The 13,390-nt window shown below is 69.6% G+C and carries 13 protein-coding genes; 7 read left to right on the forward strand and 6 right to left on the reverse strand.

Translation table 11 applies throughout. From position 1 onward, the window contains the following. The first annotated feature begins 105 nt into the window (after nt 1-105). Nucleotides 106-1,380, forward strand: coding sequence for an EAL domain-containing protein (locus CFB52_RS13270; protein ID WP_099316749.1), 1,275 nt, complete (start codon nt 106-108; stop codon nt 1,378-1,380). Between the two features lie 26 nt (nt 1,381-1,406). Here the strand turns inward: CFB52_RS13270 and CFB52_RS13275 are convergent, their stop codons facing one another. Both CFB52_RS13275 and CFB52_RS13285 read right to left on the reverse strand, forming a co-directional pair. Next, nucleotides 1,407-2,012: a bifunctional 2-polyprenyl-6-hydroxyphenol methylase/3-demethylubiquinol 3-O-methyltransferase UbiG gene (locus CFB52_RS13275; RefSeq protein WP_099316750.1), complete on the reverse strand. Its 606-nt coding sequence runs from the start codon at nt 2,010-2,012 to the stop codon at nt 1,407-1,409. 238 nt (nt 2,013-2,250) lie between these two features. Beyond that, complete coding sequence (locus tag CFB52_RS13285; RefSeq protein WP_099316751.1) at nt 2,251-2,775, reverse strand: DUF962 domain-containing protein; 525 nt, start codon at nt 2,773-2,775, stop codon at nt 2,251-2,253. 81 nt (nt 2,776-2,856) lie between these two features. On the opposite strand from CFB52_RS13285, the gene CFB52_RS13290 reads away from it, so the two are divergent. Further along, a complete protein-coding gene (locus CFB52_RS13290; protein ID WP_059644863.1) occupies nt 2,857-3,564 on the forward strand; it encodes a Crp/Fnr family transcriptional regulator in 708 nt (235 codons plus the stop codon). A gap of 117 nt (nt 3,565-3,681) precedes the next feature. Then, the gene (gene chrA / locus CFB52_RS13295) at nt 3,682-4,893 is read left to right on the forward strand and encodes a chromate efflux transporter (RefSeq protein ID WP_099316957.1); all 1,212 of its coding nucleotides are present in this window, start codon (nt 3,682-3,684) and stop codon (nt 4,891-4,893) included. A 111-nt stretch (nt 4,894-5,004) separates the two neighbouring features. Here the strand turns inward: chrA and sodB are convergent, their stop codons facing one another. Continuing rightward, a complete protein-coding gene (sodB, locus tag CFB52_RS13300) occupies nt 5,005-5,583 on the reverse strand; it encodes a superoxide dismutase [Fe] (protein WP_059578375.1) in 579 nt (192 codons plus the stop codon). Nucleotides 5,584-5,812: 229 nt separating this feature from the next. Beyond that, complete coding sequence (gene xseA / locus CFB52_RS13305) at nt 5,813-7,195, reverse strand: exodeoxyribonuclease VII large subunit (protein ID WP_059578378.1); 1,383 nt, start codon at nt 7,193-7,195, stop codon at nt 5,813-5,815. Between the two features lie 448 nt (nt 7,196-7,643). On the opposite strand from xseA, the gene lpxK reads away from it, so the two are divergent. From lpxK to adk, 4 genes are all read left to right on the forward strand, one after another. After that, entirely contained in the window at nt 7,644-8,672 is a 1,029-nt protein-coding gene (gene lpxK, locus CFB52_RS13310; RefSeq protein WP_089465082.1) for a tetraacyldisaccharide 4'-kinase, read from the forward strand. Then, nucleotides 8,653-8,847 carry a Trm112 family protein gene (locus CFB52_RS13315; RefSeq protein ID WP_006482216.1) on the forward strand — a complete coding sequence of 65 codons (195 nt, stop codon included), beginning with the start codon at nt 8,653-8,655 and terminating at the stop codon, nt 8,845-8,847. Before lpxK ends, CFB52_RS13315 begins: the two co-directional genes overlap by 20 nt. Nucleotides 8,848-8,986: 139 nt before the next feature. Then, on the forward strand, nt 8,987-9,778 hold the full coding sequence (kdsB, locus tag CFB52_RS13320; RefSeq protein ID WP_099316752.1) for a 3-deoxy-manno-octulosonate cytidylyltransferase: 792 nt from the start codon (nt 8,987-8,989) through the stop codon (nt 9,776-9,778). 207 nt (nt 9,779-9,985) lie between these two features. Next, nucleotides 9,986-10,648, forward strand: a complete 663-nt coding sequence (adk, locus tag CFB52_RS13325; protein WP_089465084.1) for an adenylate kinase — start codon at nt 9,986-9,988, stop codon at nt 10,646-10,648. Between the two features lie 230 nt (nt 10,649-10,878). Here adk and CFB52_RS13330 read toward each other — a convergent pair whose 3' ends face one another. Then, nucleotides 10,879-11,721, reverse strand: coding sequence for a SirB1 family protein (locus CFB52_RS13330; protein WP_059578786.1), 843 nt, complete (start codon nt 11,719-11,721; stop codon nt 10,879-10,881). An 8-nt stretch (nt 11,722-11,729) separates the two neighbouring features. Continuing rightward, on the reverse strand, nt 11,730-13,280 hold the full coding sequence (murJ, locus tag CFB52_RS13335) for a murein biosynthesis integral membrane protein MurJ (protein ID WP_060313726.1): 1,551 nt from the start codon (nt 13,278-13,280) through the stop codon (nt 11,730-11,732). Between the last annotated feature and the right edge of the window lie 110 nt (nt 13,281-13,390).

Genomic DNA, 13,390 nt, shown 5'->3' on the forward strand with positions numbered 1-13,390 from the left:
GCGTACCGGCCGCGCCGGGCGGCCGTACACGGTGCCATGCCGCCGTGCATGCTTCTTGCTGGCCTATTCTGTAGGTAAACTGGCAGCCTTCCTTCGGCCGACATCATGAGCATGATCGAAATCGATCCCCCCGGCTTTCAGCCGCCCCGCCCGGTCGCCGGCGACGACGGGAACCGGCGCACCGTGCTGTACGGCGGCTACACCGTGTTCAGCGTGTTTCAGCCCGTTTTCTCGGTGTCGCACCGGCGCGCGATCGGCTATCACGCGTCGCTGCGTGCGCACGACGAGGAAAACCGCCAGGTGGCGTCGCGCGAGGTGTTCACGCAGGCGGCACGGCGCGGCGACCTGCTCGAGCTCGGCCGGCTCGCCGAATCGTTGCATCTCGGTAACTTCCACGCGTTCGACAGCCACGACGAGTGGCTCTTCCTGAGCCTGCATCCGGCCGCGCTGATGGACACCGTGTACGGCGACGCGCTGCTCGCGAACCTGAAGGCGCTCGGGCTGCCGCCGCACCGCGTGGTGCTCGAGGTGCCCGAACAGGCCGGCGGCGAGACGCCGCGCTATGCGGCGATCATCGACGGGCTGCGCAAGGCCGGCTTCCTGATCGCGCTCGTCGGATTCGGCGCGAAGCATTCGAACATCGATCGCGTGTGGCACCTGCATCCCGACATCGTCACGCTCGACCGCGGCATCCTCGCGCAGGCGAGCGAGCACTCGCATCTCGAACGCGTGCTGCCGGGGCTCGTGTCGCTGCTGCACGAATCCGGCCAGCTCGTGCTGATGGGTGGGCTCGCGACCGAACGCGACGCGCTGATCGCGCTCGAATGCGACGTCGATTTCGTGCAGGGCCAGTACTTCGCGGGGCCGAGCGTCGACCCCGTGCAGCCGCAGGCCGCCGCGGGCTGCATGGATACGCTGTCGGCCGCGCTGCGGCTGCGCGTCGCGCAGCGCGAGCGCACGCAGGCGGAACGGCTCGCGCCGTACGTCGCCGCGCTCGAGGAAGCGAGCCGCAAGCTCGGCGCGGGCGAATCGCTCACCGATGCGGCGGCCGCGGTGCTCGGGCTGCCCGAGACCGCACGCTGCTTCCTGCTCGACGCGTCGGGCCGCCAGATCGGCGACAACGTGCTCGCGCGCGGCAGCGTGTCGCAACGCGCGAAGCGCTTCCGGCCGCTGCTGCATTCCGAAGGCGCGAGCTGGGAACGCCGCCCGTACTTCATCGACGCGATGCGCGCGCCGGGCGGCGTGCATCTGACGCCGCCCTACCTGTCGATCAACGAGGCGCACCTGTGCGTGACCGCGTCGATCGCCGCACCGGCCGCGACGGGCATGCAGGTGCTCTGCGTCGACATCAACTGGGAAGCGGCGCTCAGCCGCGAGTAAGTGCCAAGTGCGCCGGCGCGGCGCGCTCACGCGTCGCCGCCCGCCCTGCGCACGATCAACCGGTGCACGCGCTTGCCGGACGATGCGCTGACGACCTCGTGCTCGTCGATCACGCGCACGCCGGCGCCGAGCGCCGCATGCATCCGCGCCGAATCGAGCGGCGTATAGAGGCGGCCGCGCTCGTCGCGCAGCACGCCGTTTCCGGCCACCCGCCAGCTCAGGTACAACGTGCCGCCCGGCATCAGCAGATCGGCCAGCCGCGCGGCAGCCGCCGCCGCGTCCGCCTGTTCGAGATGCATGACGACCGTTTCGCACAGTACGTTGCGAAACGCGCCGGACGGTACGCCGGGCAGCGCCGGGAGCGCGGCCCGCTCGAAAATCAGATCCCGATGGCGCCGCCGCGCCTCGTCGAGCAGCGCGGCGCTCGCGTCGTAGCCGCGCACGTCGAAGCCGCGCGATGCGAGCCACGCCGTATCGCGCCCGGCGCCGCAGCCGACGTCGGCAGTCAGCCCCGGCGAGAAATACTGTTCGAGCAGTGCGTACATGTCGTCGGGCGCAGCCTGGTCGAGCCAGTCCTGCGCGTATTGCGCGGCATGGGCGTCGTAGGCATCGAGGGTCGGGCGATCCACCATGGCGATTGCTCCGCAAAGGCGTCGTATGACGCACTCCGCATCTTAGCCGTTGCGTGCGGCCTGCGCCGACGGCGGATGGTGCGACGCCGGCCTGCGCGGCCTGCACGCGCGCCGCACGCGACGGCTGACGCGCCGCCGCGCTTTCCGCGTCGTGAACGAGCACGCACAGTCGCGCATTGACCGGCGCCGGCGCACCGAAGCGCCCGCGCCGAACACGCAGACCGGCCCGGCCGGCGCATCAGACAGGTGAATGCGCGCCGCCGTGCACGGGGCCCGCGCGCCGCTCGACTTCGCGGCGCACGTCGCCGCGCAGCCCCGCGAAGAACGCGACCTCGGCGACGACGAACAGCGGCCCGACGATCAGGCCGGCCAGATCGTCGACGAACGCGGGCTTGCGGCCTTCGAACCAGTGCCCGACGAACTGCACGATCCAGCCGACGACGAACGCGCCGATGCCGATCGCGAGCCATTGCGCGGTCGGCCGCAGCGCCAGCGACTGCGCGGCCCACAGGGCGAGCGCGAACAGCACGGCCATCACGATCCCGAACCGCAGGTCGAGACGCAGGTAAAACGCCGCGGACGCGACGGCGAGCAGCAGTGCGGGCGACAGCGCGATGCCGGCCGGCGTCCCGAGCGCCGGCCGCGACAGCAGCACCGCGATCGCGAACACGATCATCGGGATGCCGACCAGATGCGTCGCGATGTTGCGCGCGTCGCGATGGTAGGCCGCATACTGGGAAAGATGGTCTTCGAGGGTCTTCATGGCGTCTCCTGATCGGTTATTGAGCGCTATGATGCGCATCACGCCCGAGAACCGCTGTCAGCTACCCGACATCGCGCGCCCATGCCTTCCTCGCTCGCCCCGTACCTGCCGCAGATCGAAGCGAACCCGTGGTTCGCCGCGCTGCCGCCCGCGCTGCGCGCGGAGCTGATCGCCCGCGCGACGCCGCGCCATCTGCCGTCCGGCCAGGCGCTGTTCCGGCGCGGCGACCCGCCGTGCGGGCTGTACGCGGTGCTGGCCGGTTCACTCACGATAGGCGCGGTCGATCCGCAGGGCAAGGAAGCGCTGCTGACGGTGGCCGAGCCCGTCACCTGGTTCGGCGAGATCGCGTTGTTCGACGGCCGTCCGCGTACGCACGACGCCATCGCGCTCGACGACACGCTGCTGCTGCACGTACCGCAGGCCGCGCTGCTCGCGATCCTCGATACGACGCCGCAATACTGGCGGCAGTTCGCGCTGCTGATGGCGCAAAAGCTGCGCCTGAGCTTCCTGACGGTCGAATCGATAAGCGTGATGCCGGCCGCGCAGCGGCTTGCCGCGCGGCTGCTGATGATCGCCGAAGGCTACGGCGGCATCAGCGCCGGGCGCACGCACATCCGGCTGTCGCAGGAAATGCTCGCGTCGATGCTGTCGCTGACGCGGCAGACGACCAACCAGTTGCTGAAGGCGCTGCAGGCCGATGGCGTCGTGCGGCTGCACGTCGGCGAGATCGAGCTCGTGGACGTCGACGCGTTGCGCCGCGCGAGCGGGCTCGGCGACGGCGCGTACTGAACGGCGCGCCACGGCCTCTATCGGCCTCTATCGGCCTGTATCGGCCGCGACGCGCTGCCCGCGGCGGCCGAGTTGCGCTATCGTGGCGGCTCGTTTCCGTCCACCGCGCGCATCGCCTTGAACACGTCGACCGTCCCCGCCCCCGCCCGTCATCCGTGGCCCGTATTCATCGCGTTCGTGCGGCTAGGCCTCACGTCGTTCGGCGGGCCGGTCGCGCATCTCGGCTACTTTAGCGCGGAATTCGTCACGCGGCGCGGCTGGCTCACCGAGCGCACCTATGCCGATCTCGTCGGGCTGTGCCAGTTCCTGCCCGGGCCGGCGAGCAGCCAGGTCGGGATGGCGATCGGTCTCGCGCGTGCCGGCTATGCCGGCATGTTCGCCGCGTGGCTCGGCTTCACGCTGCCGTCGGCGCTGCTGATGATGCTGTTCGCGCTCGGCGTTCACGCGACAGGCGCGCCGATCGAAGCCGGCGCGCTGCACGGGCTGCGCATCGTCTCGGTCGCGGTGATCGCGCAAGCCGTGTGGGGCATGGCGCGTACGCTGTGCCCCGATGCGCGGCGCGTCACGCTGATGGCCGCGGCCGCGTGCGTGGCGCTGCTCGCGCCGGCCGCGTGGACGCAGGTCGCGGTGATCGCGGTGGCCGCGGCCGCCGGTCTCGCGCTGCTGCCGCAGCCGGCACGCGATGCGCACGAACCGTTGCCGCTGCACGTGTCGCCGCGCGCAGGCGTGTTGTGGCTCGCACTGTTCGCGGCGCTGCTCGCCGCACTGCCGTTCGCGGCCCGCGCGCTGCGCTCCGATACGCTGGCCGTCGTCGATGCGTTCTTCCGCACGGGCGCGCTCGTGTTCGGCGGCGGCCATGTGGTGCTGCCGCTGCTGCAGGCGGCCGTGGTCGCGCCGGGCTGGGTCGGCGATTCGGCGTTTCTCGCCGGGTATGGCGTCGCGCAGGCCGTGCCGGGGCCGCTGTTCACGTTCTCGGCATTTCTCGGTGCGTCGCTGCGCGACGCGCCGAACGGCTGGCTCGGCGGCACGATCGCACTCGTGTCGATCTTCGCGCCGTCGTTCCTGCTCATCGCCGGCACCGCACCGTTCTGGGAACGCCTGCGCCGCAGCGCGCGCATGCAGGCAGCGCTCGCCGGCGTGAACGCGGCCGTCGTCGGGCTGCTGCTCGCCGCGCTCTATCACCCGGTCTGGACCGACACGATCGTCGCGCCGCGCGACCTGGCCGCCGCGCTGGTCGCGTTCGTCGCGCTGGTGTTCTGGCGCGTGCCGCCCTGGGCCGTCGTGATCGCGAGCGCAGCGCTCGGCTGGCTGCTCGGCATGGCCGGCTGAGCCGGCCGGCGCGACACGTTCGGGGCGGGACAAAACAAAAAGCCCTCGAAACCGAGGGCTCCGAGGGCCTTGTTCGATGCCGCGCGCCGTGACGGCGCGCAGGCGCCGGACTTACGCGAAGTTCTTCGCTGCGAAGTCCCAGTTCACGATGTTCCAGAACGCTTCGACGAACTTCGGACGCGCGTTGCGGTAGTCGATGTAGTACGCATGTTCCCACACGTCGATCGTCAGCAGCGGCTTGTCGGCGGTCGTCAGCGGCGTGGCGGCGTTGCTGGTCGACACGATGTCGAGCGAACCGTCGGCCTTCTTCACGAGCCATGCCCAGCCCGAACCGAACGTGCCGACCGCGGCCTTCGTGAACGCTTCCTTGAATGCGTCGTACGAACCCCACTTCGCGTTGATCGCGTCGCCCAGCGCGCCCGACGGTGCACCGCCGCCGTTCGGCGACAGGCTGTTCCAGAAGAACGTGTGGTTCCAGATTTGCGCGGCGTTGTTGAAGATGCCGCCCGACGACTTCTTGATGATCTCTTCCAGCGGCAGGTTTTCGAATTCCGTGCCCGGGATCAGATTGTTCAGGTTCGTCACATAAGCCTGGTGGTGCTTGCCGTAGTGGTACTCGATCGTCTCTTTCGAGATGGTCGGCGCGAGTGCGTCTTCAGCGTACGGGAGCGGCGGGAGCGTATGAGCCATGGCGATTCCTTCGTTGAGTATGTAGGGAGGCTGTGTTGGATGCTGCCGAGCGTCCGATTGTAGGCGAGGACGAATAACCCCGCAAACTCACGGGCCATTTATCCGCGGTATGCGGAAAAGCGATGCTGGCGCAACGTCCGGCAGGGCGAACCGGACGATGCGCAGCATTCGTGCCCGGCCGCGCGGCATGCGTTGCGATGATCCTCGCGCCTCGCGCGCGACGCTTGCGTCAGATCGTATCGGTCAGCCGCGGCTGCACGTCGGCGAGCGACACGTCGGCCGCGCCTTCGGCGAGATGCACGGTCAGGCGCCGCTGCGGCTTCAGCGCGCTCGGCGCGCGTACCGCGCGGCCCGTCTGCGCATCGATCAACGCCGCATAGCCGCGCTCGAGCGTACGCTGCGGGCTCAGCACCTCGAGCCGTGCGGCACAGGCCGACACACGTGCAGTGTCGCGTTCGTGACGACGCTGCAGCGCGACCGCGAGACGTTGCGACAACCCCGCGAGCGCGTGGCGCGCCTGTGACGCGTCGGGCCGCGCGCGCTGCCAGCGTAGTTGCGCGAGCGCGAAACGCGCGCGCGCATCGCGCACCGGCCGAGATGCCGCCGACGCGAGCCGCACCGCGAGCTGCTCGACGTGCGTGCGCTGCCGCTGCAGCCGCTCGGCCGGGCTCACGAGCCGGCGCGCGAGCCAGTCGAGCTGCTGCGCGCGCTGTTCGAGCCGGCGCGCCATGCCGCGCGCGAGCGCGCGCTGGCGCTCGTCGACCTCGCGCAGCAGCAGCGCCCGCTGCGGGCTCGCGAGTTCGGCCGCGCCGGTCGGCGTCGGCGCGCGCAGGTCGGCCGCGAAATCGGCGATCGTGAAATCGGTTTCGTGCCCGACGCCGCTCACGACCGGCAGCTCGCTCGCCGCGATCGCGCGCGCCAGCGCTTCGTCGTTGAACGACCACAAATCCTCGATCGAGCCGCCGCCGCGACAGACCAGCAGCACGTCGACCTCGCGCCGCGCGTTCGCGGTCGCGACGGCCGCGACGAGCTTTTCGGCGGAACCGGCGCCCTGCACGGGAGCCGGATAGACGATCACCGGAATATGCGGCGCGCGCCGGGCGAGCGTGGTCAGCACGTCGCGCAGCGCGGCGGCCTGCAGCGACGTGACGATGCCGATCGCGCGCGGATGAGCCGGCAACGGCCGCTTGCGCTCGGGGGCGAACAGGCCCTCGCCTTCGAGCTGCGCCTTCAGCCGCAGGAACGCCTCGTACAGGCGCCCCTGCCCGGTGCGCCGCACGGCTTCGACGTTGAGCTGCACCTCGCCGCGCGGCTCGTACATCGTGACGACCGCGCGCACCTCGATGCGGTCGCCTTCGCGCGGCGTGAATTCCGCGTATTGGGCGCGGCCGCGGAACATCACGCAGCGCATCTGCGCCTGCTGGTCCTTGATCGAAAAATACCAGTGGCCGCTCGCGGCGCGCGTGAAATTCGACACTTCGCCGGAAATCCACAGCAGCGGAAACGAACGCTCGAGCATCGTCGAAATCGCACGGTTGAGCGCCGAAACGGGAATCACTTCGTCGCCGCCGCGCGTGGCGCCGGGTGCGGAAAAAGGAGAATCGGAAAGCATGGGCGGTCGGATGAATGCTGGCGGCGTCACGATAGTCCGACACGCGCGCGGCGTCCAGCGTCGCCGTATTCGCCGCCACGCGTGGAAGGTGTCCACACGCTGACATTCGTCCGCGTAAAACGCGCGGAAACCGCCAAAAAATCCAGACGATTCTCCGTAACGCCTTGATTTTTATAATTTTTTAAACCTTTCAGAATGATTCTCATCCGATTCGATGCCCGCCGGACGGGCGTTTGAGGCAATCGACCGGGGAGTTCTTCACAGAGTTATCCACAGGCCGGTACGATCCCGCCCCGTCGGCCGGGTCGGCCGGTCGCGCTTGCCGCGTCGGCGTGCGGCGCGCTAGAGTGCCGCCTTCCACGGCCCTGCGGCACGCGCCGCCCAACGGAGATTCCGCCTTGACGAATCCGTCCCTCGCCGCGGCGCACGACGCGCCGCGCCCGGCCCGATGAGCGCGCCCGGCGGCCCGCTCGCGCGGCTCGAAGCGCGCCTGACACGCGAATGGCAGCGGCGCGGCGCGCTCGCGTGGGCGCTCACGCCGTTCGCATGCGTGTTCGGCCTGTGCGCGGCCCTGCGGCGCACTGCTTACGCGCAAGGCTGGAAGCAGCCGATCGACGTCGGCGTGCCCGTCGTCGTGGTCGGCAACGTGACCGTCGGCGGCACCGGCAAGACGCCGACCGTGATCGCGCTCGTCGACGCGCTGCGCGCGGCCGGCTTCACGCCCGGCGTCGTGTCGCGCGGCTATGGCGCGAACGTGAAGGCGCCGACCGCCGTCACGCCGGCGTCGCGCGCGGGCGCGGCCGGCGACGAACCGCTGCTGATCGCTCGCCGCACCGGCGCGCCCGTGTGGGTGTGCCCCGACCGCGTCGCGGCCGCGCAGGCGCTGCGCGCCGCGCACCCGGACGTCGACGTGATCGTCAGCGACGACGGCCTGCAGCACTACCGCCTCGCGCGCACCGTCGAGCTTGTCGTGTTCGACCACCGGCTCGGCGGCAACGGCTTCCTGCTGCCGGCCGGGCCGCTGCGCGAGCCGCTGTCGCGGCACCGCGACGCGACGCTCGTCAACGATCCGTACAGCGGCGCGCTGCCGCCGTGGCCCGACACCTACGCGCTCGCGCTGACGCCGGGCGCCGCGTGGCACCTCGACCAGCCCGCGCTGCGCCGCCCGCTGTCGCAGTTCGCGAACGAACGCGTGCTCGCCGCGGCCGGCATCGGCGCGCCGGAGCGCTTCTTCGCGACGCTGCGCGCAGCCGGCCTCGCGCCGGCGACCCGCGCGCTGCCCGACCATTACGCGTTCGCCGACAATCCGTTCGTCGACGATGCCGTCGATGCGATCCTGATCACCGAGAAGGATGCAGTAAAATTGGGCGCTTCCTGGCGCGACGCCCGACTGTGGGTGGTCCCCGTCGAAGCCGCGCTCGACCCTCGCCTCATTGCCCTCGTTGTGGAGAAACTCCGTGGACGCTCGCCTGCTTGAAATCATTGTGTGCCCTATCTGCAAAGGCCCGCTCCACTACGACCGCGCCGCGCAGGAGCTGATCTGCAACGCGGACAAGCTCGCGTACCCGATCCGCGACGGCATCCCCGTGATGCTGGTCGACGAAGCGCGCCAGACCGTCGAAGGCACGCCGGTCGACCCGGCCGGCCGCTGAGCCGCTGAGCCGCTGAGCCGCCGCGCCGCTCGCCGGCGCGACGATTCGACACCGACGGCCCGGCCCCGGCCGGGCCGCCGCACTGCGCCGGGCGACCGGCTTCCGGCGTCGCCCGCCCCGTCCTTTTCAGCGCTTCCCGATGACTCACCCGCAACCCTTCATCGCCGTCATTCCCGCCCGGCTCGCGTCGACGCGGCTCCCGAACAAGCCGCTCGCCGATCTCGGCGGCAAGCCGATGGTCGTGCGTGTCGCCGAGCGCGCGCGCGAAGCGGGCGCGCAGCAGGTGCTCGTCGCATCCGACGCGCAGAGCGTGCTCGACGCGGCGCGCGATCACGGCTTCGACGCGGTGCTCACGCGCGCCGATCATCCGTCCGGCACCGACCGGCTCGCGGAAGTCGCGGTGGCTTTCGGCTGGCGCGACGACACCGTCGTCGTCAACGTGCAGGGCGACGAACCGCTGATCGACCCCGCGCTGGTCCGCGACGTAGCGTCGCACCTGGCCGCGCATCCGGCGTGCGCGATCGCCACCGCGGCCCACCCGATCCACGACGCGGCCGACGTGTTCAACCCGAACGTCGTGAAGGTCGCGCTCGACGCGCAGAGTGTCGCGCTGTACTTCTCGCGCGCGCCGATTCCGTGGAGCCGCGACGCATATCAGCCGCACTGGCCCGACGTCGCGGCCATGCCGGCGCCGGCTTTCCCGGTCTACCGGCACATCGGCCTCTATGCATATCGCGCGCGTTTCCTGCGCACCTATCCGTCGCTCGCGCAGGCGCCGATCGAGCAGGCCGAGCAGCTCGAACAGCTGCGCGCGCTGTGGCACGGCGAACGCATCGCGGTGCTGATCACCGAATCCGCGCCCGAAGCCGGCATCGATACGCCGGCCGATCTCGCGCGCGTGCAGGCCCTTTTTCGGCCGGGTTCAAAATAACCCATGGCATAATCAGGCGATTGTGCGAGCCGTCCGCGACCAGCGCGTCCTCGCTTGACCCGCCCGTGGCGCCGCCGGCAGCCGCGCGTCGCTCGAACCGACGCGCCGCATCAGACCGGTCCGCCACGCGCCGTGCAAGCCCCGCGCCCACTGTCGCCGGCACGTTTGTGTCTCGCCACACGAATCTACATACTTGGAGATATCACCATGCGTTTGATCCTGTTGGGCGCGCCCGGCGCGGGAAAGGGCACCCAGGCAAACTTCATCAAGGAAAAATTCGGCATCCCGCAAATCTCGACGGGCGACATGCTGCGCGCGGCCGTGAAGGCCGGCACGCCGCTCGGCGTCGAGGCGAAGGGCTACATGGACGCCGGCAAGCTCGTGCCGGACGCGCTGATCATCGGCCTCGTGAAGGAGCGCCTGATCGAACCCGACTGCGCGAACGGCTATCTGTTCGACGGTTTCCCGCGCACGATCGCGCAGGCTGACGCGATGAAGGAAGCCGGCGTCGCGATCGACTACGTGCTCGAGATCGACGTCCCGTTCTCGGAAATCGTCGAGCGCATGAGCGGCCGCCGCACGCACCCGGCATCGGGCCGCACGTACCACGTCAAGTTCAATCCGCCGAAGGTCGAAGGTCTCGACGACGTGACGGGCGAACCGCTGATCCAGCGCGACGACGACAAGGAAGAAACGGTCAAGAAGCGTCTCGAAGTGTACGAAGCGCAGACCAAGCCGCTGATCACGTACTACGGCGACTGGGCGCGGCGCGGCGAGGAAAACGGTCTGAAGGCGCCGCAGTATCGCAAGATCTCGGGCCTCGGCACCGTCGACGAAATCCGCGAGCGCGCGTTTGACGCACTGAAGTAAGCCGCGCGTCGCGCACCGGCAGGCCGCCCGTTCCGGGCGGCTTTTTTTTCGCCTGCGCGCGATTCGCGCGACCGGGCGCGTGTCGCCACAGCGGGAATCCGATGCTCGGCGGCGAAGTGATTCGCGTCGACTGTGTGATCCGGATGCAGCCGAAGCCAACGCACGCGCACAAGAAAAACGCCCGCGGTGCGGGCGTCATTGTCGCGTACCGGCGCCGGCGCGGTGGTCGCTCAATCCTCGCCGTCGCGCTGCATTCGCTGTCGCAACTCGCTGACCTGCGACTCGACGACGGTCGCGTCTTCCGCCTCCGGACGCTCGCCGAGATACTGCTCGAGATCCTCGAGCGCGGGGCGCAGGTAGTCGAGCCGCGCATACGCGAAGCCGCGGTCGCGCACCTCGTCGAGCTGCTCGGGCAACAGGATCACGAGCCGCTGCTGCACCGCGAGCAGCCGCTGCCAGCGTTCCGTCTGCAGATAGATCGTCTTCAGGTTGCGCAGCATCCGCGCGATGATCTCGCGGCTCGTCGCGGGCTGCAGCAGCGCGCGCAACGCGCTGTCGACCGCGCCGGCCGCCCGCGCGACGTACGGCTCGAGCATCTCGACCATCTCGGCCTCGGACAGCGAATGGCCGTTGGTCGGATCGATGATCAGGTCGCCGTCCGGCAGCGTCACGCGCAGCAGGAAATGGCCGGGAAACGACACGCCGCGCGCCGGCACGCCGATCTGCTCGGCGAGCTCCAGATACAGCACCGACAGCGAGATCGGAATCCCGCGCCGCCGTTTCAGCACGGCATTCAGGTGGCTGTTATCGGGGTCGTAGTAATCGTTGTGATTGCACGCGAAGCCGAGCTCGCGGAAGAAGAAGTCGTTCAGCGCGGCGACGCGGGCCTTCAGGTCCGCATCGTCGGCGAGCCGCCGGCGCAGCCGCGCCGCCAGCATGTCGAGTTCGGCCAGCGTGCCCTGCAGGTCGAGGTCGGGATACGCGTCCTGCGCCAGCGACAGCGCGGCTTCCGTGACGGGCAGACTGTCGTCGTCCGCCACGAGCGTGCTGAAGTAGTCGAGGACGCGGGTCATTGCGGTCGTCACTTGGCGCGCCTTCTGAAGTAAGCGTATTTGAAGCCCATCACCCACAACATACCGAAATATAGTGCAGCAAACAGCACGAGGCACGCAGCCATCAGCGCGATGCGATCGAGCGGCTGCGCGCGCATGCCCGTCCAGTCGAAACTGATCGCGCACCAGTGCATCAGGCCCGCGAGCACGAGCGCCGCGCCGACGAGCTGCACGAAGAAGCGCAGCCAGCCCGGCGACGGCTGGTAGATGCCGCGCTTGCGCAGCCCGAGGAACAGCAGCAGCGAATTCAGGCACGCGCCGACGCCGATGCTCAGCGTGAGGCCCGCGTGGCCGATCAGCGGCACGAACACGTAGTTCGAGAGTTGCGTGACGATCAGCACGCCGACCGCGATCTTCACGGGCGTCTTGATGTCCTGCTTCGCATAGAAGCCCGGCGCGAGGATCTTGATCAGGATGATGCCGACGAGGCCGATTCCGTAGGTCGCGAGCGCGCGCGCGACCATCGTGACGGTATGCGCGTCGAACTTGCCGTAGTTGAACAGCGTCGCGGTGAGCGGCGTCGCGAAGAAGAACAGCGCGAGCGCACTCGGCGCCGCGAGCAGGAACGTGACGCGCAGCCCCCAGTCGAGCAGCGCCGAATATTCGTGCGAATCGGCGTCGACGTGCGCCTTCGACAGGCTCGGCAGCAGGATCGTGCCGAGCGCGACGCCGAGCAGCGCGGTCGGGAATTCCATCAGGCGGTCGGCGTAATTGATCCACGACACGGCGCCCTGCCCGAGCCGCGACGCGATGTTGGTGTTGATGATCAGCGACAATTGCGCGACGGACACCGCGAACGTCGCAGGCACCATCTTCGCGAGCACGCGCTTCACGCCCGGATGACGCAGCGCGCGCAGCGGGTTGACGCCGATCAGCGGCACCATGTCGATCTTCTTCAGGCCCGGCAACTGCACGAGAAACTGCAGCACGCCGCCGACGATGACGGCCCACGCCAGCGCGTAGACCGGCACCTTCAGGTGCGGCGCGACGAACACGGCCGCGGCGATGAACGCGACGTTGAGCAGCACCGGCGCGAACGCGGGCAGCGAGAAGCTCTTGTACGTGTTCAGCACGCCCGACGCGAGCGTCGTCAGCGAAATGAACACGATGTACGGGAACATGATCCGCGTCATCGTGACCGCGAGCGGGAACGCCTGGCCGTCGCCGTGCAGGCCGGACGCGACCGCGAACACGACCCACGACGCACCGGCGATGCCGACGATCGACAGCACGGCCAGCGCCCACGCGAGCACGGTGGACATCGCGTCGACGAGCGCCTTCGTCGCATCGTGCCCCTGCTGGTTCTTGAACTCGGCGAGGATCGGCACGAACGCCTGCGAGAACGCGCCTTCGGCGGACAGGCGGCGCAGCAGGTTCGGAATACGGAAGGCGACGTAGAACGCGTCGGTGTATTGACTGGCGCCGAACGCACGGGCGATCAGCGTCTCGCGGGCCAGTCCGGTCACGCGCGACAGGAGCGTGAAGCCGCTGACCGTCAGCAGGGCTCGGAATAGATTCATGGGGCGCTTATTATACGGACGTTGCGCGACCCGGCCATCGCCGATGCCGAAAAGCACGGCCGCCGCCCGCGCCCCGCCCGGCGAGCGTTACGTCGAACTTGCCACTCGCT

It is taken from the genome of Burkholderia sp. AU18528, from assembly GCF_002223215.2.
Taxonomy (GTDB): Bacteria; Pseudomonadota; Gammaproteobacteria; order Burkholderiales; family Burkholderiaceae; genus Burkholderia; species Burkholderia semiarida.